Genomic DNA, 18,803 nt, shown 5'->3' on the forward strand with positions numbered 1-18,803 from the left:
TCCGCCTATGTTCGCCATGGATATCGCCCAACTGGTCCGCTCCGCGCTGGAAGAGAGCGGCTGCGATCCCGCCCTGCTGGGCGAGCTGGACAGCCATTCCACCATCGCGCTGGACCTGCACGACCTGCCCAGCATCCACGTCAGCGCCCAGGACGGCGAGGTGTGGCTGTGGGCGCGGCTGGGCGAGCATAACGAGGCGGTGCTGGCCCAGCGCGCGGCCCAACTGCTGCAGGACCTGATGCAGGGCTGCCACTTCGCCCGCGGCGGCCAGCTGCAACTGGCCGCCAATGACGGCTATCTGGAACTGAAGGCGATGGCGCACCCGGACTATCTGACCGACGGCAAGCGCTTCTCCGAGGCGTTGAACGGCTTCTTCGACGCGCTGGAGCGCTTCAGCGAGTCGCTGCTGCGATGAAGGCGCCGCGCCTGCTGCGCCGGTTGGCGTATCCGCAACGCCTGTCCGGCCCCATTCTGGAGGCCGCGCTGCCCGAGGTGGCGATAGGCGAGCTGTGCGACATCCGCCGCAGCTGGCAGGACCGCGAGGTGGTGGCCCGCGCCCAGGTGGTGGGCTTCCAGGGCCCGCGCGCGGTGCTCAGCCTGATCGGCAACGCGCGCGGCCTGTCGCGCGAGGCGGTGCTGCAGCCCACCGGCCGCGCCTTGGCCGCCTGGATAGGCGAGTCGGCGCTGGGCGCGGTGCTGGACCCCACCGGCCGCATCGTCGAGCGCTTCGCGCCCGAGGCCGGCGTCGGCGGCGAGGAGCGCGGCATCGACGCCGACCCGCCGCCGTACTCGCGACGCGTGGGCATACGCGAGCCGCTGGCCACCGGCGTGCGCGCCATCGACGGCCTGCTGACCTGCGGCGTCGGCCAGCGCGTCGGCATCTTCGCCTCCGCCGGCTGCGGCAAGACCATGCTGATGCACATGCTGATCGAGCAGAGCGACGCCGACGTCTTCGTCATCGGCCTGATCGGCGAGCGCGGCCGCGAAGTGACCGAGTTCGCCGAATCGCTGCGCGCCTCGCCCAAGCGCGAGCGCTGCGCGCTGGTGTTCGCCACCTCGGACTTTTCCTCGGTGGACCGCTGCAACGCGGCGCTGCTGGCCACCACGGTGGCCGAGTACTTCCGCGACCAGGGCAAGAAAGTGGTGCTCTTCGTCGACTCCATGACCCGTTACGCCCGCGCGCTGCGCGACGTGGCGCTGGCCGCCGGCGAGCCGCCGGCGCGGCGCGGCTACCCGGCCTCGGTGTTCGACAGCCTGCCGCGGCTGCTGGAGCGCCCCGGCGCCACCCGCGGCGGCAGCATCACCGCCTTTTACACCGTGCTGCTGGAAAGCGACGACGAGCCGGACCCGATGGCGGACGAGATCCGCTCCATTCTGGACGGCCACATCTACCTGAGCCGCAAGCTGGCCGGCCAGGGCCATTACCCGGCCATCGACGTGCTCAAGAGCGCCAGCCGCGTGGCGGGCCAGGTTTGCGACGGCGGCCATTTGCAGGCGGCCTCGGCGTTGCGCGCCCTGATGGCGCGGCTGGAGGAGCTGCAAGTCTTCATCGACCTGGGCGAATACCGCCCCGGCGAGAACGCCGACAACGACCGCGCGATGCACGCGCGTGACGCGCTGCGGCGCTGGCTGCGCCAGTCGATGGACGAGGGCGCGGGGTTCGACGACACCCTGCGCAGCCTGCATGAGCTTGTTGCCTAAGCTGGGCGCGCTGCTGCGCCGCTGCCAGGCGGCGCAATCGCGCTGCGAGGCGGAGCTGGCTCAACTGGCGCGCCAGGACGGCGCGCTGGCGGCGGAACAACAGGCGCTGGCCTCGCAGGGGCTGGGCCTGCGCCAATTGCTGCTGGCGCAGCGGCCGGCCGGGGCGATGAGCCGCGGCCAGCTGTTCGCGCTGCAGCGCAAGCAGGCGGTGCTGCGCCGCCAGTTGCAAAACCTGGACCTGCAAAGCGGGCAGTTGCAAGAACAGCGCCAAGGCCTGGCCGGCCGGCGCGAGGAACAACAGGCTTTGCGCCGGCAATGGCTGCGCAAGGAAGACAAGTATCAACGCTGGGCCAAGCTGCAGCGCCGCCAGGAACGGATGCGGCGCTTGCGGCTGGACGAGGCCGAGCAGGAAGAGAGGACGATATGGAAGCGATGACGCCCATTCCCGCGCCGAGCGCGGACACCCGGCCGGGAGCCGCGGCCGACGCCGACGGCGCCGCCGAGGCCTTTGCCCGCGAAGCCCAGAGACAGCGTCAGGACGCCGCCGATCCGGAGCGCGACGGCGAGGACGAGGCCGGCGAGCGCGAGCGGGATCGCTCCCGCCTGCCGGCGGGGGCGCTGTGGCAGCCGCCGCTGCCGCCGCACTGGAACGCCGCGCGCCTGAACTCCGGCGGCCGCCACGCGGCGGACGCCGCCTTGTCCGCGCCGGGCAAGCGCGGCCAGACGCCCTTGGGCGACGGCGAACGGCTGGACGCCGCCGCGCGCGGCAAGACCGCCGCCCGGCCGCAAGACCCGCACGCCGCCGCGGCGGCCTTGGCTGCCGCGCACGCGGCCGGCCTGGCTTCGGATGCCGACGTTCCGGCCAAGGCCCGCTCCGCGTCGCCGGCGCCGGCTGCGCCGCACAAGATCGAGCACGCGCCGGCCAAGGGCGAGGCCCCGCTTCCGGCCGCCGCAGCGTCGTCGACCGGCGCCGACGCGCCGGTGTCGCATGGACGGGGCGCGCTGAAAGCCGAAGCCGCCGCATCGGTTTCCGCGCCGACGCCGCCCGCCGCGCGCGAAGGCGGCGAGGCGCGCAAGACCGAGGCCGCGCCGGCCGCCGCCGCGGCCATCGCGCCGCCGCCGGCCCAGCCATCGGCGCAGCCGACGCCGCCGCGCGAAACCGCGCCGCCGGCGCGGCCGCGCCAGGACCCCGCCTCGACCGCGGCTCAAGCGGCGCCGTCCGCGCCCAGCGCGCCGGAACCGGCCCAGCCGGGGCTGACGTATCGCTTCCAGCGCTGGGGCGGCGAACACGCGGTCAATGTGCAAAGCCAGCCCGGCGGCGTGCTCAGCCTGCAACCGTCGGACAGCCTGGTGCAGCAGCGCCTGGGCGAGCAATGGCAGTCCGGCAACCCGCAGCAATGGCAGATGGCCCGCGACGACGGCCGCGAGCAGGGCCGGCAGCAGCCGCAGCGGGATGAGGAGGAGGACGCCTGATGCTGGCGCTCAGACAGATAGACGCGCGCGAGCGCGCTTTGCGGCGCGCCGCCGAGGCCTGGCGGCGCCAGGGTTGGGACGCGACGCTGGAAACGCCGCCGCGCGGCGGCCTGTGGCTATCGGTGGCCGACGCGGAACAGCGCTGGCAGGGCTGGTTGCAGCCGCGCGCCTGGCTGGAGAGCGCCGCGCCCGAGCTGGCGCGGCTGGCGCTGTCCGCCGGAGTGGAGTCGCAGGCGGCGCAATGGCTGGCGGCGGCGGAACGACCGCTGACGCCGCCGATGCCGGAGCTGGCCTACCAGCGCTTGAGCCTGGGCGAAGCGGGGCCGGGCGACGCCTTGCCGCGCCAGCCGCTGCTGCGGGTGATGTGCGCCGAGGGGCCGCTGTGGCTGGAACGCGCGCCGGAGTTCGAGGCCGGAGACGCGCCGGACCCGGCGCCGCTGTTGAGTTGGCCGCTGCGCTTCGTCGTCGGCGACAGCCGCGTGAGCCTGGGCCTGCTGCGCGGCGTCGCGCGCGGCGACGTGCTGCTGATCCGCGAGCCTAAGGCGGCGGTGCGCTGCCACGACCGCGCATTGGGCACTTATCAAACGTATGAGGAAGGAATCGTCATGGAATGGGATGAATCGCAACAGGAGGCCGAGCAGGAAGCGCCGGCGCGCGATATGGGACAGCTGCCGGTGGAGCTGGAGTTCGTGCTGCATCGCGGCCGGATGACGCTGGCGGAGCTGCAGGACTTGTGCCGGGGCCGGCTGTTGAACCTGCCGGCCGACGTCGAGCGGCGGGTGGAAGTGCGCGCCAACGGCGCCTTGCTGGGACGCGGCGAACTGGTGCAGCTGGCCGGCCATCTGGGAGTGGAAGTGACGGAGTGGCTGGGCGGAGCCGCCGATGTCGAATGATATTTCGCTGATCGCGCTGCTGGCCTTCGCCACGCTGCTGCCTTTCCTGATCGCCTCCGGCACTTGCTTCATCAAGTTCTCCATCGTGTTCGTGATGGTGCGCAACGCGTTGGGCCTGCAGCAGGTGCCGTCCAATATGACGCTCAACGGCATCGCGCTGATGCTGTCGATGTTCGTGATGCTGCCGATCGCGCAGCAGGCTTACAGCCATTACCAGGAAGAGCAGGTCAGCTTCAACAGCGTGGAGTCGGTGAGCAATTTCGTCGAGAACGGCCTGGACGGTTATCGCGGCTATTTGCAGAAGTATTCCGACCCGGAGCTGGTGAGCTTCTTCGAAAAGGCCCAGGCGCAGCGCACCGAGCGCGAAACCGGCAATGCGGCCGAGGACGAACAGCCGTCCATCTTCGCCTTGTTGCCGGCCTACGCGCTCAGCGAGATCAAGAGCGCGTTCAAGATCGGCTTCTACCTCTACCTGCCCTTCGTGGTGGTGGACTTGGTGATCTCCAGCATCCTGCTGGCGCTGGGGATGATGATGATGAGCCCGGTGACGATTTCGGTGCCGATCAAGCTGGTGTTGTTCGTGGCGCTGGACGGCTGGACCTTGCTGTCCAAGGGCTTGGTGTTGCAGTACCTGGATTTGGCTTCGTAGGGGGCAAAACCGCCGATGCTGCGTTGCGCCTCCTTGTCGTACGACGGGTACTGCCTGCGTCGGCGCGCCTTGCCTCGGTCGCTGCGCTCGGTTTTGCTGCCTATGCCGCCCGCCTCAATTTTGGAGTTTTGCTATGAATGATCTGGTGTTCGCCGGCAACAAGGCGCTGTACCTGGTGCTGCTGATGTCGGCCTGGCCCATCATCGTCGCCACCGCCATCGGCCTGCTGGTGGGCCTGTTCCAGACCGTGACCCAGTTGCAGGAACAGACGCTGCCCTTCGGCATCAAGCTGTTCGGCGTCAGCCTGTGTCTGTTCCTGCTGTCCGGCTGGTACGGCGAAACCCTGCTCGGCTTCGGCCGGGAGGTGATGCGCATGGCGCTGGCCAGGGGCTGAGGCGGATGCAGTTCGGCCTGTTCTTCGAAATCCACGGCTGGGTGGCCTCGGCCGCGCTCGGTTTCGCCCGCGTGGCGCCGGTGTTCTTCATCCTGCCCTTCCTGAACAGCAATGTGCTCAGCGGCGTGGTGCGCACCTCGGCCACCATGCTGGTGGCGCTGGGCTTGTGGCCGCATCCGGTGGAGGCGCTGCCGGCCTTCCAGGCGCTGCCCTTTCTCGCGCTGATCGCGCGCGAGGCGGCGGTGGGCCTGCTGCTGGGCTGTCTGCTGGCCTGGCCGTTCTGGGTGTTCCACGCGCTGGGCAGCATCATAGACAACCAGCGCGGCGCGACGCTGAGCAGCAGCATAGACCCGGCCAACGGCGTGGACACCTCGGAACTGGCCAATATGTTCAATCTGTTCGCCGCCGCGGTCTATCTGCAAGGCGGCGGCATGAATCTGATGCTGGACCTGTTCCGCCAGAGCTATCAGTTGTGCGACCCGCTGGGCGCGTGCACGCCGGCGCTGCAGCCGACGCTGAGCCTGCTCAATCAGGTGATCAGCAAGGCGGTGGTGCTGGCCAGCCCGGTGGTGGCGGCCTTGCTGCTGTCCGAGGTGGTGCTGGGCCTGCTGTCGCGCTTCGCGCCGCAGATGAACGCCTTCGCGGTGTCGCTGACGGTGAAGAGCGCGGCGGCGCTGCTGATCATGCTGATGTATTTCGGCCCGATTTTGCCGGACACGGTGATGCGGCTGGCCTTCCCGCCGCAGGCGCTGCCCGGCTGGCTGAGCGCGCCGGTGCCTTGAGATGTCGAACAAGACCGAACAACCGACGCGCAAACGCCTGCAGGACGCGGCCAAGAAAGGGCAGTCCTTCAAGAGCCGCGACCTGGTGGTGGCCTGCCTGACCTTGTGCGGCGTCGCCTATCTGGTGTCCTTCGGCTCGCTGGTGGAGCTGATGGGCGCTTTCCGCCAGGTGATCGCCGGCGGCTTCCAGCAGGACATGCAGGGCTACGCCCAGGCCGTGGTCTGGCTGGGCATCAAGCTGCTGCTGCCCATCTTCCTGCTGTGCATCGTCGCCTCCGCGCTGCCCTCCCTGCTGCAAAGCGGCTTCGTGCTGGCCAGCGAGGCCTTGAAGCTCAATCTGGAAGCGCTGAACCCGGTCAACGGTTTCAAGAAGCTGTTCAGCCTGCGCACGGTGAAGGAGGCGGTGAAGGCCTTGCTCTACCTGGCCAGCTTCGTGGTGGCGGTGCTGGTGCTGTGGCACAAGCACAAGGCGCTGCTGTTCGCCCAGCTCAACGGCGACCCGATGGGCATGGCGGCGATCTGGCGCGAACTGCTGCTGGCGCTGGTGCTGACCTGCCTGGGCTGCATCGTGGCGGTGCTGGTGCTGGACGCGATCGCCGAGTACTTCCTGTTCATGAAGGACATGAAGATGGACAAGCAGGAGGTCAAGCGCGAGATGAAGGAGCAGGAGGGCAATCCGGAGATCAAGTCGCGCCGCCGCGAGGCGCATATGGAGATCCTGTCCGAGCAGGTGAAGTCCGACATCGAGAACTCGCGCCTGATCGTGGCCAACCCCACCCATATCGCCGTCGGCATCTACTTCAAGCCCGAGTTGCTGCCCATTCCCTTCATCTCGGTGATGGAGACCAATCAGCGCGCGCTGGCGGTGCGTGCCTACGCCGAAAAAGTGGGCGTGCCGGTGGTGCGCGACATTCCGCTGGCGCGGCGCATCTTCGCCAGCCATCGCCGCTATTCCCTGGTCAGCCTGGACGAGGTGGAGGAAGTGCTGCGTTTGCTGATGTGGCTGGAGCAGGTGGAAAACGCCGGAGCGGAGGCGTCGGAGCCGGCGCCATCGACGCCACCGGCGGCGGAGCAGGGGAAGGACGGAAGCGTCGCCGGGCCTGCTGTGGATAAATCCGCCGCCAAGCCCGCTTCTGTGGATAAGCGAGACGCGCAGGAGGGCTGAGCGCATCGACGCGCTCCAAGGCCCTTCCCGTCAGCCGCCGTCTATCCTCCCCCGCGCGGCGGCGGCTTCAAAGCCGGCAGGGCCGTGTTGCGCAAGCCCGGATTTCCGGTGCGCCGTCGCCATGAGCGATTCCTGAATGTTTCCCCCCGCCGGCCGCTGTTAAATGACAGCGACGACGGTCACCTCACCCCCAAGACAACCGTCGTCTCTAGCCAGCTCTGCCGGGTTGGTGACAGCGACTAGGAGATGTTTGATGAACCCTGAAGACAGTGTCAGCGACGACCGCCTGGCAGAGATGGTCTGGGAAGCCGTAAGCGCAGGCGCCACCCTGAAAGACGTGCACGGCATACCGCCGGACATGATGGAAGGCCTGTACGCCCACGCTTACGATTTTTACAACAAGGGAAGGCTCGACGAGGCGGAAACCTTCTTCCGCTTCCTATGCATCTACGACTTCTACAATCCCGACTACATTATGGGGCTGGCCGCCGTGTGCCAGCTCAAGAAACAGTTCCAGAAGGCCGCCGATCTGTACGCGGTGGCCTTCGCCCTGAGCAAGAACGACTACCGGCCGGTGTTCTTCACCGGCCAGTGCCAGCTGTTCATGCGCAAGGCGGCCAAGGCCAGGCAGTGTTTCGAGCTGGTGTGCGAACAAAGCGACGACGAGTCGCTGCGCGCCAAGGCCCAAGTGTATCTGGACAGTTTGCAGGAGACGGAGGCCGAGCAATCCCGTCAGCAGGAAAAGGAGCAAGCATGAGCGGTAACACTATCGGTCAAAGCTTCAATCTTGACAGTGCCAAGCTGGCGAAAGCGCTATCGGGCAACACCCAGGCGAGCGAGAAATTCGTCGACGCCGCGCAGAAGTCGGCGCAAGCGCTGTTCACGATGCGCGTCAGCGACGACGCCGGCGCCGCCAAGCCGCGCAGCGACTTGAACACGCCGCCGCTGACCCAGCCCACGGCCAAGGCCAAGGAAGAGCTGGACGGCGCGGGCAAGCTGACGCTGCTGCTGGGGCAGTTGATGTCCTTGCTGGGCAATGTTTCGCTGTCGCAGCTGGAAAGCCGCATCGCCACCTGGCGCGCGATGATGGAAGCGCAAGTGGCGATGGGCGAGAAACTGTCCAAAGAGTTCCAGGACGCGTTCAAGGCGGCGAGCGAAGCCACCGAGGCGTTGAAAGACGCCGTGGGCAACTACGACAGCGCCAAACAGGCCGCGGATGCAGCCCAGAAGAAAGCCGACGCGGCCCTGGCCAAGTTGAACGGCATGTCGCCGGACGATCCGGGCTACGCCGACGCTCAGGCCGCCAGCCAGCAAGCTTCCGGCGAAGCCGCGCAAGCCAAGCAGAAAGCCGACAAGGCGTCCGAGGTGGCGGAAAAGGCCCGCGTGGTGGCGGTGGAAAAGGGCAAGATCGCCGATGATCTGGCCGGCAAGGTGCAAGGCGCCAATGTGGGCGGCGATGTCGCGCGCAAAACCGGCGAGGACAACCTGTCCAATGTAGCCAAGCTGACCATGCTGATGGCGATGTTCGTCGAGATGGTGGGCAAGAACAGCGAAGAAAGCCTGAAAAGCGATCTGGCATTGTTCCAGGCCATGCAGGAAGGCCGCCAGAAGGAAATGGACAAAAAATCCGCCGAGTACCAGGAAGAAGTGCGCAAGGCGGAAGAACTCAATCGCACCATGGGGTGCATTGGCAAGATTCTAGGCGCGGTGCTGACGGTGATCAGCGTCGTGGCCGCAGCATTCACCGGCGGCGCCAGCCTGGCGCTGGCCGCGGTGGGCGTCGCGCTGATGGTGGCGGACGAGGTGGTCAAGGCCACCACCGGGGTGTCTTTCATGGAAGAGGCGTTGAAGCCCTTGATGGACAAGGTGCTCAAACCCTTGATGGACCTGATAGGCAAAGCCATTACCAAGGCGCTGGAAAGCATGGGGGTGGACAAGAAGACCGCCGAGCTGGCCGGCTCCATCATCGGCGCGGTGCTGGCCGCGGTGGCCATGGTCGCGGTGATGGTGGTGGTGGCCGTGGTGGGCAAGGGCGCCGCCAGCAAGCTGGGCGGCGCGCTCAGCAAGCTGATGGGCGACGCCATCAAGAAGATGGTGCCCAATGTGCTGAAGGAACTGGCCAAGAACGGCAGCAAGATGTTGACCCAGGGCTTCCAGCGCCTGGCCAACAGCCTGGGCCTGCGCACCGACGCCGCCTCCAAGCAACTGATGGCCAACACCCTCAACCGCGTGGTGGTGGGCGGGGAAGTGGCGCAAGCCACCTCTCAGGCCGGCGGCAATGTGGCGCAGGGCGTGTTCATGAAGAACGCCAGCGATATGCTGGCCGACTTCACCCTGGCGCGCGCCGCGATGGAGCAGATCGAACAATGGCTGAAGCAGGCGGTGGAAGTCTTCGCCAGCACCCAGAAAGTTACCCAAGACCTGACCACGATGATGTCTTCCGCGTTGCAGCAGAACGCCGAAGCCGGTCGTTTCGTGCTGCGTCAGAGTCACGCTTGAGTTAGGAGAGAATATTATGGCAACTATTATCGGCAGTGTTTCCACCCACAATCCGTTTCCGGCGGCGCTTGAATCCGGCGCGGCTGAAAAATCCCCTGTCGCCAAGTCCTTGGTGGACATCAAGGACATCCTGCCCATCCTGAACAGCGCCGGCCGCGACGGCAAGGCGCTGGCCGAGGTGATGAGCGGGCCGCAACTGCGCCCTCCGTCCGCCGAGGTGAGCAAGCAGGTGACCGACGCGCTGAAGAGCTATTTGAGCGAAAAAGCCCAGGATCCGGCTTTCGTCCAGGATCTGGGCGCGGTGTATCAGAAGGTCGAGTCCGGCGTCAGCAAGCTGGTGGACGACAAGGTCAAGGAGCAGGCCGAGCAGGGCAAGCCCTTCGACATCAGCGGCATGGCGCCCAACGGCGCGGCGCTGATGGTGGCCGCCATTGTCTTGATGTCGGCGCTGCGCACCGCCGACAACACGCTGAGCAGCAAGCTGTCGCTGGTAGGCTTCGACGCCACCAAAGCCACCGCCGCCTCCATGGTGCGCGAGGGCGTGGCCAACCTGTCCAGCAGCATAGCCCAGGGCGTGGGCCAGATGGCCATCACCGGCGTCGGCGCCAAGAAGAACCTGAGCGGCTTGAGCGCTGAACGCGGCGCGCTGAAGAACAACGCGCCCAAGCTGGCCAAGCTGGGAGATGAGGGCCGCAATATCCAGTCCGCGCTGGGCCGCCAGAACACCGTCAAGCTGGGCACCGACGCCGACGGCCTGAAGCAGGTGGGTCTGAAGCCGCAGCAGCCGGGAGCGGCCAAGCCGGGCGCGGGCGAGTTGAACGCGCAGTCCAACGCCGCCGGCAGCGTGGCCGACGGCATGGCCGGCGACAAGATCGGCCTGCAGTCCAGCAACCAGCGTTTGTCCAAGGAGCATGAAACCGCGCTGGGCGGCGCCGGCGAGAACTTGTCGGTGAAGGGACAGGCGGAACAACTGGCCATGGACGACACCAAGCTCAAGGCCGAGGCCAAGAAAACCACCGGCCGGGCCATCATGGACAGCTCGTCCGCGGCCAGCAATATCGCCGGCGGCTCCGGCCGCTACGCGGCCACGCTGGAGCAGTCCGAGCAGCAGATCAGCCAGGCTTCCAGCCGCGTGGCCAATACCGCCTCCGAGGAAACCCGCGAGAGCAGCCGCAAGTCCGACAGCTTCATCCAGGAGCTGCTGCGCACCTTGGACAGCATCAGCCAATCCAAGAACGCGGCCATGGGCGCGGTAGCCGGCAATATTCGCGCCTGATCCGCTAGCCCGGAACCGGGCGGAGCCATCCCAGGCTCCGTCCGCCGGCCCGGCCAACCCGGCCAACCCGGCCGGGCCTGCCTTCCACACCATTCATCCCGCCAGCGCCTTGGCGCCTGCCTCGGCGCTGGCCATGCAGGGGAATTCCCATGAACGGCATTCAAACCACATCCTCCTTGCCGCTGACGCGGCCGCAAATGACGGAAACCCCGGCCGCCGCGCCGCGCGCCGATGTCGGCGGCGTCGCTGCCGAAATCCGCGCCGCCGCGCCGCAAGGACCGGAGCTGTCCGCGCTCAATACCGCTCAGAACAAGGCTGACGCGCTGCGTCAGGTCAACGAAACCGTCCGTCGCGTCATCGAAGGACAGACCACCTATGAAAGCAAGCTGGCGGACCAGCGCTGGCAGGCTGCGATTTCCGGCGGCGAGCAGCCGCCGGCCGAGCGCGTGGCATTCCAGCGCGGCGCGCTGACGCGGGCCTTGGACGAGGCCCGCGACATGCAGACCCTGGCAACCCAACAGTTCGTTGGCGCGCTGAAGAGCGTGGGAGAAAGCGGCTATGTGATGACGCCGCAGCAAAAGCAGCAGCTGCTCGACGGTATCGAGAAGGAAGTCGCCGACATTTCGCCGACGGCGCGGGAGTTTGCCGCGCCGATGCTGAACGCGGCCCGGGACGCCTCCGGCGGTGTGATCTCCGACCGCGAGCTGTGGAAATTGATCAGCGACTCCATCGGCAACATCAAGAACGGCTATCTGGGCGTGTATGAGAACGTGGTGGGCAAATACATCGAGTTCTACCAGGAGTTCAGCGACATCTTGGCCAAGATGGCCGGCTGGATCTCATCCAACGACAAGGGCGACAAAGTCACGTTGAATGTGGGCGATCTGTATGCCGAGCTGAAGACATTGAAGGAGAAATACGAGAACACGGAGTTGTTTGCCAGTACCGCCGATACGCCAGAGAAGGCCAAGGAAGAAGCGGAAAAATGGGCCGCGGAATTGGGCTTGCCCAAGGAATGTGTGAAGGAACAACCCAAGGATTCAGGCAGGTATGTGGTGGTCATCGACACCGGTCCAGTGGATAAAATGATGAAGGCGCTGGAAGGGCTGGCGGGCAACAAGGTGCCGTCGCAAGGGCAGAAGGTGGAAATGGACAACGCCAAATTCCAGTCCTGGCAGTCCGGCTTCAAGGCGCAGGAGGAAAACCTGAAGAACACCTTGCAGACGCTGACCCAGAAATACAGCAACGCCAACTCGCTGTTCGATAATCTGGTCAAGGTGCTCAGCAGCACCATCAGCAGCTGCACGGAAACCGCCAAGTCCTTCCTGCAAGGCTAAGCGCGGCTAAAACTCCCGCGGTGCCGCGCGCCGATTTACCGTACGACGGCTACCGTCGGCGCGCCTTGCCTCAGCCGTAAAACCGACTTCTGTTAGCCGCTCTATAAGGCTAAGGAGAACCACACCATGCCCATTAGCGGAGCATCTCCCCTTCTGACGCGCTCCCTGTCCATGCCGGCGGACGCGTCGCGGCGGCCGGCCACCCCGCTCTCCGAGCGTTTCAACGGCGGGCGCAGCAGCGCCGCCACGCCGGCGCGCCGCCACTCGCTGATGGATCCGGCCAGCTTCAAGGCCCAGCACACCCGAGACAGCGTGGCGGCCTTGTTCGCCGCCTCGACGGACGCCAAGGCGCTGGACAAGCTCTACCTGGCTTCGCCCAATGTTTACGCTCAATTGGAAATCGCTGAGTTCGCCAAGGTTTACGCGCAACTCAAACAGCAGCCGGACTTGAGCCCGCAGGACGCCAAGTCTCTGGACGATCTGGCGCAGCAATACACCGCCCGCATCCAGAAAGACGGCTTGGGCGCCAAATCCGCCTTTGGTCCGTGGACCCAGAGCACCAATAAGCAATACCAGCTGCGCAACCAGCTGGAGCACAAGTTGGCGCAGCTGGCGCACGAGCATTGCGGCGGCGACACCATGAAGTTGGGCAACGACTTTATGCAGCGCGAGGTCAGCACCTTCATCCTGTCCTATGTGGAGACTCAGCTGGGGCGTTCACTGGATGCGGCTACCGGCGAGAAAGTGATGGAGCTGGTGGACAGCGCGGCGGGGCTGGCTTTCAACGCGCTGCGCCAGAGCCGCGGCGAGATGCTGGGGCTGAGCGGCCCGAGCCTGGGCCGGCAGGCGCGCGATCTCGACACCGTGGCGATTCTGCCGCAATTGCTGCGCAGCGTGCTGGCGGGACTGGGTCAGGAAGCGCCACCGCAGGCGAAGCCGGATCTTCCCGACGCGCCCAAAGGGCCGGCCACTCCAAAACCCGATCCTTCCGCCGCGCCGGCGGGCGGGCCCAACATCACCATCAATGTCGGTGGCATCACCATCGATAACAGCGTGAATATCACGGATAGCGGCAATACCTCCGATAGTGGCAACAGCAGCCGCAGCCAGCGGCCCGCCCGAGGACGGCGAGATCCGAGCAGGCTGGTGCAACGTTTGAATCTGAAGATGCATCAGCATCAGCAAGGCGCTCAGCGCGGGACTGCGAGCGGCGACGAGCAGACCCGCCGCGCGCCCGCGTCTGGCGATGGCGCGGGGCGCTCGTTCCGCTCCATGGAGACGCAAACGGATGCGGCCGACGGCCGCGACGGAACGGCGCGTACGACCGAAGTGAAAACGCCGGTGACGGATCTGGATAGGTCGCGCGTCAACGTCGGCTCGACGGATGCCGAGCGCGGGGAGATCCCCGTGGACGCGTCCACGCAGGCCGACGACACCGCCGCCGCTCCTCCGCTGTCTTTCAAGCAGTGGCGCAGCAGCTTCCCCGAGGTGGTGTTGAAGTCCGTCATTTACCAGTCCGATGCCAACAAGGCGGCCGGCGCGTTGGCGCAGGACATTCGCACCGCCATGCTGCTGGACAGCCGCGGCGAGCTGGATCGCGGCCCCCTGGTGCAGGCGCGGGATGCCTTTTTGCCCGAACCCGGCTCAAGCGTGGGCGGAAAGCTTTATGGTAGGGCCATGCCGGAGACGCAATGGCAGCAATTGCGTCAAGGCTTGGAACAGCACCCGCAGCAGACGCAGCTGCGCGGCCAGATCCTGAAAACGGCGCGCTTGACCAGCATCGCTAAATTCGACGGCGACAAGGACTGCGTCATCCTGCGCTTGCTGAACTGGGCATCCGTCCAGGCGCCGGCCACGGCCCAAACGCTGGCGGGCGGCAACAGCCCGCACGTGGAAGGGGCTTTGCTAAGAGAGCTAAGAGAGCAGCCCAATGTCCTGCAAGCCTCCAGCCAGCCGGTGGCCAACGCCGCCGCGCAATACAGCCAGCCGCTGACGGCGCCGACGCGGACGGATACGCCGCCGGTTCTGGCCGATGGCGGCGCGGAAGCGGCGCACACAGAGCCCAAGGCGATGGATCTGCGCCGGCAAGCCTTCCTGCAAGGGATGCTGAACGGCAACGACGCCCAGCCGAGCGAGCTCGAGAACCCTGCCGCATCGTCTCCCAGCGGCACGCCGCCGCCGCTTCAGTCGGCCGCGACAGCGCAAGCCGCGACACCGGCCGATACCCGGCCTGCCGGCGGTTTCAATCTGCTGCGCTTCGGCAATATGCCGACCCTGCCGACGCTGAGCTCCCTGCGCCAGCAAGGCATGGCCTTGAATGGCGAGGTCGAGTTATTGCGCGCGGCGCGCAGCGTGTTGGCTCCGGAGTGGAACCCAAGCGCGCAGCAGCGTGAATTCGATGCTTTGCGCAAGCAGGCCTTGCCGGACGCCAGAAGCGGGCAAACGGGCTTGTTGACCGTGTTCGCCAATGGCACGCAGACGGATGCCCAGGCCAAGGCGGCGGAGCGCTTGCAGCAGGTGCTGGCCACGCACCAGGGGCTGGCGGGACGACGCGAAGCCTTGAACCGCTTTGCGGGCAATTTGATCAAGGAGGGTTATCTGCTGACCAAGGGGCAGCCGGAGAACCCGTTGGTGCTGGGTTTGCTGGACGCGGTGGGTCTTGACGCCGCCACTCAGCGGCAACTCCGCGATGACGGCAATGCGCAGCGTAAAACGCAGCGCAGCGCCGCCTCTGAGATCACCCTGACCACCGACGGCCTGCATCTCGACCCCAACCGCATCCGGGAGCGCAACCGTGGCAATCAGTCTTGAGCAACAAGTGGTGGCGGTGATGGCTTGCTGTTTGTCGGTGGAGGAGTCCAAGCTGCAGCCGCAGGCCTTGCTGGTGGACGAGTTGTACGCGGACTCGATGGAACTGCTGGACATGGTGCTGTTGCTGAACGACGAGTTCGGCATCGAGATCGGCGTCGACGACATCGTCGACATCAAGACCGTGGCCCATGTTTGCCAGGTGGTGGAGCGGCAGCTGGCGCGCCGCCTCGCTCAGTCGCCGCTGGGCGCCGGCTGCGGCAACGCCGCCTCCAGCGTTTGAAGCAGGTCCTGCAGCCGGCCTGAGTCCGGCTGCGGCTGGCGCAGCGCAGTCTGCATTTCCGCCGCCAGCGCCGGCAAGCGCGGCAGGCCGGCGCTGAGCGCCACGCCGTGCAGGCGGTGCGCGTAGTGTTCCGCCTGCGGCCAGTCCCGCGCCTGCAAGGCCTGGCGCAGCGCGGCGGCGTCGGCGTCGCAGCTGTGGCTCAGCAACTGCGTCAGCTCGTCGTCGGGCGGCGCCGGCGCGGCCGGCGACGGACCGGGACGGTGGTCCAGCCACAGCGTCATGATCTGCTCCAGCTGGGCCAGCCGCAAGGGCTTGGTCAGGCAGCTGTCTATGCCGCTGTCCAGGCAACGCTGCTGGTGTTCTATGCCGGTGGTCGCCGAGATGGCGATGATGGGCAGATAGGGCTGCCACTGCAGCGCCGGGTGGCGGCGCAGCCGCAGCGCCAGTTGATAGCCGCTGATGCCGGGCAGATTGCAGTCCAGCAGCGCCATGGCGAAGCGCTGGCCCTGATCCAGCAAGGCCAGCGCGGCGGCGCCGTTGTCCGCCGTCACCGCGCGGTAGCCCAGTTGCAGCAGCTGTTGGGCGATGATGAAGCGGTTGGCCGGCTGGTCCTCCACCACCAGGATGGGATCGCAGGACTCCTTGAGCGCCGCCGGCGCGCTGGCGGCGTCCGGCTCGGCGTTCGTTTCGGCTTCGGCCGGCGCATGGCGCACCGGCAACCACAGCGTCACCGTGGTGCCGCGCTCCGGCAGGCTGTCCAGCGCGATGCGGCCGGACATCAGCTCCACCAGCTGCCGGCAGATCAGCAAGCCCAGCCCGGTGCCGCCGTAGCGCTGTTGGGTATTGTCCGCCTGCGCGTATTCGCGAAACAAGCGGGCCTGTTGCTCCGGCGCGATGCCGATGCCGGTGTCGCTGACCTGGACGCACAGCAGCGCCCGTTCCTTCTCTATTTCCTGCAGTTCCAGCTTCAGGCACACCTTGCCCTGACGCGTGAACTTGACCGCGTTGCTGAGCAGATTGCTCAGGATCTGGCGCAGGCGCACCGGGTCCACCACCAGCAGGCGGCGGCACAGGTCCTGCATTTCCAGTTGCAGTTCCAGCCCTTTCTTTTCCGCGCAGGCGCGATAGATCGCCGCCACGCCGCTGGCCAGCGCCGCCGCGTCGGTGGCCACCGGTTCCAGCCGCAGCCGCCGGGCGTTGAGCTTGGACACGTCCAGCACATTGTCCAGCAGCTCCAGCAGATTCACCGCCGAGGCGTTGGCCAGCGCCGCCAGCTCGCGTTCGCGCGGCGGCAGCTCGGCCTGGCGCAGCAGCTCCACCGAGGCCAGCACCGCGTTCATCGGTGTGCGGATTTCATGGCTCATCACCGCGAGGAAGGTCGATTTCTCCGCCTCGCTGCGCTGGGCGGCGCGGCGCGCGGCGTGGGCGCGCTGGGCGAACAGCAGCAGCAACAGCAAGACCAGGCCGACGCCGGCCAGCTCCAGCGCGTAGTAGCGGCCGATGGAGCGCCAGGACGGCGCGCCGTAGTCGGTGGTCTGCAGCCAGTCTTCCAGCATGTGCTGGGTGTCGTCCGCGGTCAGCTGCGCCAGCGAGCCGTTGATGATGGACAGCAGCTGCGGCTGGTCCTTGTTCACCGCCATCGACACCAGTCTGGGCATTTCGCTGACGCTGCCGGCGATGCGCAGCGAGCCGTAATAACGGCGGCGGATCACGGACTGCATCACCGCGTCCAGCCCCACCGCGGCGTAGGCCTTGCCGTCCGCCACCGCGTCCAGCGCCGCCAGCGGCGTGGGCGTGGCCACGATGTCCACGGCGGGAAAATTCTCGCGCAGGAAGTATTCGTAGGGGTCGCCGCTTTCCACCGCGATGGTCTTGTCGGACAGCTTGGAGGTGCTGAACACGATGGGCTTGTCCGGCTGGGTGACCAGCACGGTGCTGCCGGAGAAGTAGGGGTCGCTGAAGCGGATGCGCCGGCCCACTTCCGGCGGAATCAGCCCGGAGGACAGCGCGGTGAGCAGGTCGATGCGGCCGCTGAGCATCATGTCCACCGCCTGCTGGCGGTTGGCCACCGGCACCAGTTCGAAGCGCAGGCCGCTGATGTCGGAGATGCGGCTCAGATAAGCCTGGGTCAGGCCGCGGTGCTCGCCGTCCTCCATGTATTCGATCGGCCAGCCGTGCGGGTCTATCGCGTAGCGCACCACCGGGTGCTTGAGCAGCCAGGCGCGTTCCGCCGGATTGAGGGCGGCGCGGCTGAAACCGGCGGGCAGGCAGAAGGCCAGCAGCAGACAGGAGGACAGCAAGAGGCGCGCGCGCATGGCTTCAGTGGCTGGCCAGCCGGCTTTGCAGCTTGAACAGCTCGTTGTCGCTGCGCAGGCCCAGCTTTTTCAGCGCGGATTGCTTCTGATTGCTGATGGTCTTGATGCTGCGCGAGAACTTGACGGCGATGTCGCTGACCGTCATGCCGTCCAGGCAGCAGCGCAGCACCTCGCGCTCGCGCGGGGACAGCTCCGGGTGGTCCAGCAGGCTGCGCAGCATGGCTTTTTGCGGCGCCGGCAGGTTGGCGCAGCTTTCGTCCAAGGCGGCGCTCATGTCCGGGCTCAGATAACCGTGGCCGTCGGCCAGCAGGCGGATGGCGGCCACCAGCTCGTCCAGGCTCTGTTCCTTGCCGATGAAGCCGTGCGCGCCGCAGCGCAGCGCCAGCGCCACCGTGGCCGGGGTGTAATAGGCCGACATCACCAGGATGCGCACTTGGGCGAAGCGCCGGCGCAGGCCGCGGATCAGGCTGAAGCCGTCGATGTCGCCGGGGCTGAGCGCGTAGTCGGTGACCACGACGTCGACGCCGTCGTGCTGCGCCAGATGCTGGATCAGCGGCGCGCTGCTGGTGAACTGTCCGGTCACGCTCAGGTCCGTTTCATCGGCCAGGCGGCCGGCCAGGCTGTTCAGCACCATCAGGTGATCGTCCAGCAACATGATCTGTATCGGCTGGCTCCGCAATGATTTGGCATCAGGCATATGAGTATCCCAACAGATGGCGGCGCGGCTGCGCCTTGCGCCATGGTTATGTCTCTGAACCTGTGTACTCTGTTGCGCGGGCGGCGGCTCCGGTTTCGCTCCGGCATCAGGCTTGGTATAGGCCATTACGCAAAGGTTTGGCGGCCGGGAACGCTTGCGCCGCCGGTCTGACCGGTGCGGGAACGGAGGGTGGAATGGCGGGGCGGGCCGGGCGCTGCGGCGCGGCCGGCGTCGCCAGCGGCGGGGCCGGAGGCGAAAGCGTGCGCATTCGTGATCTCGTTCCCCGGATTGTTAAAGACGGCCAGCAGGCCATTATTCCGCGCCGGCTGCGCCTTGTGAAGCGATTTCGACGCATGCCGGCGGCGCTTAGCGCAGCGGCATGGAGCCGGCGGCGAGACGCCGCCGCCGGCGCGATGGCGTGTATCGGTTCTTAGAGCCTGTTCAAAGTCTCGCGAGCAAGGGCGAGACAAGGCGAAAACGACTGAGAAAGCGGAATGTACGAGTGGTGCCTGAGCATTTCGAAGGCGTTTT

Annotated in this window: 18 protein-coding genes; 15 read left to right on the forward strand and 3 right to left on the reverse strand. The window is 66.9% G+C overall.

All coding sequences use genetic code 11. From position 1 onward, the window contains the following. Positions 1-7 precede the first annotated feature (7 nt). The 13 genes from spaK (at position 8) to sctA (ending at position 12,169) form a co-directional block, all read left to right on the forward strand. Positions 8-415 (forward strand): SPI-1 type III secretion system chaperone SpaK, encoded by a 408-nt coding sequence (spaK, locus tag VK98_RS05760; protein ID WP_048413107.1) that lies wholly within the window; start codon positions 8-10, stop codon positions 413-415. Further along, on the forward strand, positions 412-1,701 hold the full coding sequence (gene sctN, locus VK98_RS05765) for a type III secretion system ATPase SctN (protein WP_048413108.1): 1,290 nt from the start codon (positions 412-414) through the stop codon (positions 1,699-1,701). The genes spaK and sctN overlap by 4 nt, the downstream gene beginning before the upstream one ends. After that, a complete protein-coding gene (locus VK98_RS05770; protein WP_048413109.1) occupies positions 1,685-2,137 on the forward strand; it encodes a hypothetical protein in 453 nt (150 codons plus the stop codon). Before sctN ends, VK98_RS05770 begins: the two co-directional genes overlap by 17 nt. Next, positions 2,125-3,174: a type III secretion system needle length determinant, SpaN/EivJ family gene (locus VK98_RS05775; RefSeq protein ID WP_048413110.1), complete on the forward strand. Its 1,050-nt coding sequence runs from the start codon at positions 2,125-2,127 to the stop codon at positions 3,172-3,174. Before VK98_RS05770 ends, VK98_RS05775 begins: the two co-directional genes overlap by 13 nt. Further along, complete coding sequence (locus VK98_RS05780; RefSeq protein ID WP_053077243.1) at positions 3,174-4,067, forward strand: YscQ/HrcQ family type III secretion apparatus protein; 894 nt, start codon at positions 3,174-3,176, stop codon at positions 4,065-4,067. The genes VK98_RS05775 and VK98_RS05780 overlap by 1 nt, the downstream gene beginning before the upstream one ends. Next, positions 4,057-4,716 carry an EscR/YscR/HrcR family type III secretion system export apparatus protein gene (locus VK98_RS05785; RefSeq protein ID WP_048413112.1) on the forward strand — a complete coding sequence of 220 codons (660 nt, stop codon included), beginning with the start codon at positions 4,057-4,059 and terminating at the stop codon, positions 4,714-4,716. Before VK98_RS05780 ends, VK98_RS05785 begins: the two co-directional genes overlap by 11 nt. A 133-nt stretch (positions 4,717-4,849) precedes the next feature. Next, a complete protein-coding gene (locus VK98_RS05790; protein ID WP_019104573.1) occupies positions 4,850-5,110 on the forward strand; it encodes an EscS/YscS/HrcS family type III secretion system export apparatus protein in 261 nt (86 codons plus the stop codon). Positions 5,111-5,115: 5 nt separating this feature from the next. Then, complete coding sequence (gene sctT / locus VK98_RS05795) at positions 5,116-5,892, forward strand: type III secretion system export apparatus subunit SctT (RefSeq protein ID WP_048413113.1); 777 nt, start codon at positions 5,116-5,118, stop codon at positions 5,890-5,892. Position 5,893: 1 nt separating this feature from the next. Next, positions 5,894-7,057: an EscU/YscU/HrcU family type III secretion system export apparatus switch protein gene (locus tag VK98_RS05800; protein ID WP_082158775.1), complete on the forward strand. Its 1,164-nt coding sequence runs from the start codon at positions 5,894-5,896 to the stop codon at positions 7,055-7,057. A gap of 253 nt (positions 7,058-7,310) precedes the next feature. After that, positions 7,311-7,814 carry a type III secretion system translocator chaperone SicA gene (gene sicA, locus VK98_RS05805; protein WP_019103389.1) on the forward strand — a complete coding sequence of 168 codons (504 nt, stop codon included), beginning with the start codon at positions 7,311-7,313 and terminating at the stop codon, positions 7,812-7,814. Next, entirely contained in the window at positions 7,811-9,556 is a 1,746-nt protein-coding gene (locus VK98_RS05810; RefSeq protein ID WP_048413114.1) for a type III secretion system needle tip complex protein, read from the forward strand. Before sicA ends, VK98_RS05810 begins: the two co-directional genes overlap by 4 nt. 16 nt (positions 9,557-9,572) lie before the next feature. Next, positions 9,573-10,832 carry an IpaC/SipC family type III secretion system effector gene (locus tag VK98_RS05815; RefSeq protein WP_156187777.1) on the forward strand — a complete coding sequence of 420 codons (1,260 nt, stop codon included), beginning with the start codon at positions 9,573-9,575 and terminating at the stop codon, positions 10,830-10,832. Positions 10,833-10,981: 149 nt separating this feature from the next. Further along, entirely contained in the window at positions 10,982-12,169 is a 1,188-nt protein-coding gene (gene sctA, locus VK98_RS05820) for a type III secretion system needle tip protein SctA (protein WP_053077245.1), read from the forward strand. A 101-nt stretch (positions 12,170-12,270) separates the two neighbouring features. Here the strand turns inward: sctA and VK98_RS24005 are convergent, their stop codons facing one another. Beyond that, positions 12,271-12,528: a hypothetical protein gene (locus VK98_RS24005; protein ID WP_197082971.1), complete on the reverse strand. Its 258-nt coding sequence runs from the start codon at positions 12,526-12,528 to the stop codon at positions 12,271-12,273. On the opposite strand from VK98_RS24005, the gene VK98_RS05825 reads away from it, so the two are divergent. Both VK98_RS05825 and VK98_RS05830 read left to right on the forward strand, forming a co-directional pair. Further along, the gene (locus tag VK98_RS05825; protein ID WP_231589209.1) at positions 12,491-14,980 is read left to right on the forward strand and encodes a hypothetical protein; all 2,490 of its coding nucleotides are present in this window, start codon (positions 12,491-12,493) and stop codon (positions 14,978-14,980) included. The genes VK98_RS24005 and VK98_RS05825 overlap by 38 nt on opposite strands. Then, complete coding sequence (locus VK98_RS05830) at positions 14,964-15,260, forward strand: acyl carrier protein (protein WP_156187778.1); 297 nt, start codon at positions 14,964-14,966, stop codon at positions 15,258-15,260. The genes VK98_RS05825 and VK98_RS05830 overlap by 17 nt, the downstream gene beginning before the upstream one ends. On the opposite strand, the gene VK98_RS05835 is transcribed toward VK98_RS05830, so the two are convergent. Continuing rightward, on the reverse strand, positions 15,212-17,575 hold the full coding sequence (locus VK98_RS05835) for a transporter substrate-binding domain-containing protein (RefSeq protein ID WP_048413117.1): 2,364 nt from the start codon (positions 17,573-17,575) through the stop codon (positions 15,212-15,214). The genes VK98_RS05830 and VK98_RS05835 overlap by 49 nt on opposite strands. 4 nt (positions 17,576-17,579) lie before the next feature. Continuing rightward, positions 17,580-18,272, reverse strand: coding sequence for a response regulator transcription factor (locus tag VK98_RS05840; protein ID WP_048413118.1), 693 nt, complete (start codon positions 18,270-18,272; stop codon positions 17,580-17,582). Between the last annotated feature and the right edge of the window lie 531 nt (positions 18,273-18,803).

Origin of the sequence: Chromobacterium sp. LK11, assembly GCF_001043705.1 — a bacterium.
Lineage (GTDB): Bacteria > Pseudomonadota > Gammaproteobacteria > Burkholderiales > Chromobacteriaceae > Chromobacterium > Chromobacterium alkanivorans.

What these genes read in the sequence shown, in the direction of transcription:
- sctA (WP_053077245.1), top strand. Translation starts at nt 10,982, where the DNA reads ATGAACGGCATTCAAACCACATCCTCCTTGCCGCTGACGCGGCCGCAA.
- VK98_RS05780 (WP_053077243.1), top strand. Translation starts at nt 3,174, where the DNA reads ATGCTGGCGCTCAGACAGATAGACGCGCGCGAGCGCGCTTTGCGGCGC.
- VK98_RS05840 (WP_048413118.1), bottom strand. Translation starts at nt 18,272, where the DNA reads ATGCCTGATGCCAAATCATTGCGGAGCCAGCCGATACAGATCATGTTG.
- VK98_RS05810 (WP_048413114.1), top strand. Translation starts at nt 7,811, where the DNA reads ATGAGCGGTAACACTATCGGTCAAAGCTTCAATCTTGACAGTGCCAAG.
- VK98_RS05800 (WP_082158775.1), top strand. Translation starts at nt 5,894, where the DNA reads ATGTCGAACAAGACCGAACAACCGACGCGCAAACGCCTGCAGGACGCG.
- VK98_RS05775 (WP_048413110.1), top strand. Translation starts at nt 2,125, where the DNA reads ATGGAAGCGATGACGCCCATTCCCGCGCCGAGCGCGGACACCCGGCCG.
- VK98_RS05770 (WP_048413109.1), top strand. Translation starts at nt 1,685, where the DNA reads ATGAGCTTGTTGCCTAAGCTGGGCGCGCTGCTGCGCCGCTGCCAGGCG.
- sctN (WP_048413108.1), top strand. Translation starts at nt 412, where the DNA reads ATGAAGGCGCCGCGCCTGCTGCGCCGGTTGGCGTATCCGCAACGCCTG.
- VK98_RS05835 (WP_048413117.1), bottom strand. Translation starts at nt 17,575, where the DNA reads ATGCGCGCGCGCCTCTTGCTGTCCTCCTGTCTGCTGCTGGCCTTCTGC.
- spaK (WP_048413107.1), top strand. Translation starts at nt 8, where the DNA reads ATGTTCGCCATGGATATCGCCCAACTGGTCCGCTCCGCGCTGGAAGAG.
- VK98_RS05785 (WP_048413112.1), top strand. Translation starts at nt 4,057, where the DNA reads ATGTCGAATGATATTTCGCTGATCGCGCTGCTGGCCTTCGCCACGCTG.
- sicA (WP_019103389.1), top strand. Translation starts at nt 7,311, where the DNA reads ATGAACCCTGAAGACAGTGTCAGCGACGACCGCCTGGCAGAGATGGTC.
- VK98_RS05815 (WP_156187777.1), top strand. Translation starts at nt 9,573, where the DNA reads ATGGCAACTATTATCGGCAGTGTTTCCACCCACAATCCGTTTCCGGCG.
- sctT (WP_048413113.1), top strand. Translation starts at nt 5,116, where the DNA reads ATGCAGTTCGGCCTGTTCTTCGAAATCCACGGCTGGGTGGCCTCGGCC.
- VK98_RS05790 (WP_019104573.1), top strand. Translation starts at nt 4,850, where the DNA reads ATGAATGATCTGGTGTTCGCCGGCAACAAGGCGCTGTACCTGGTGCTG.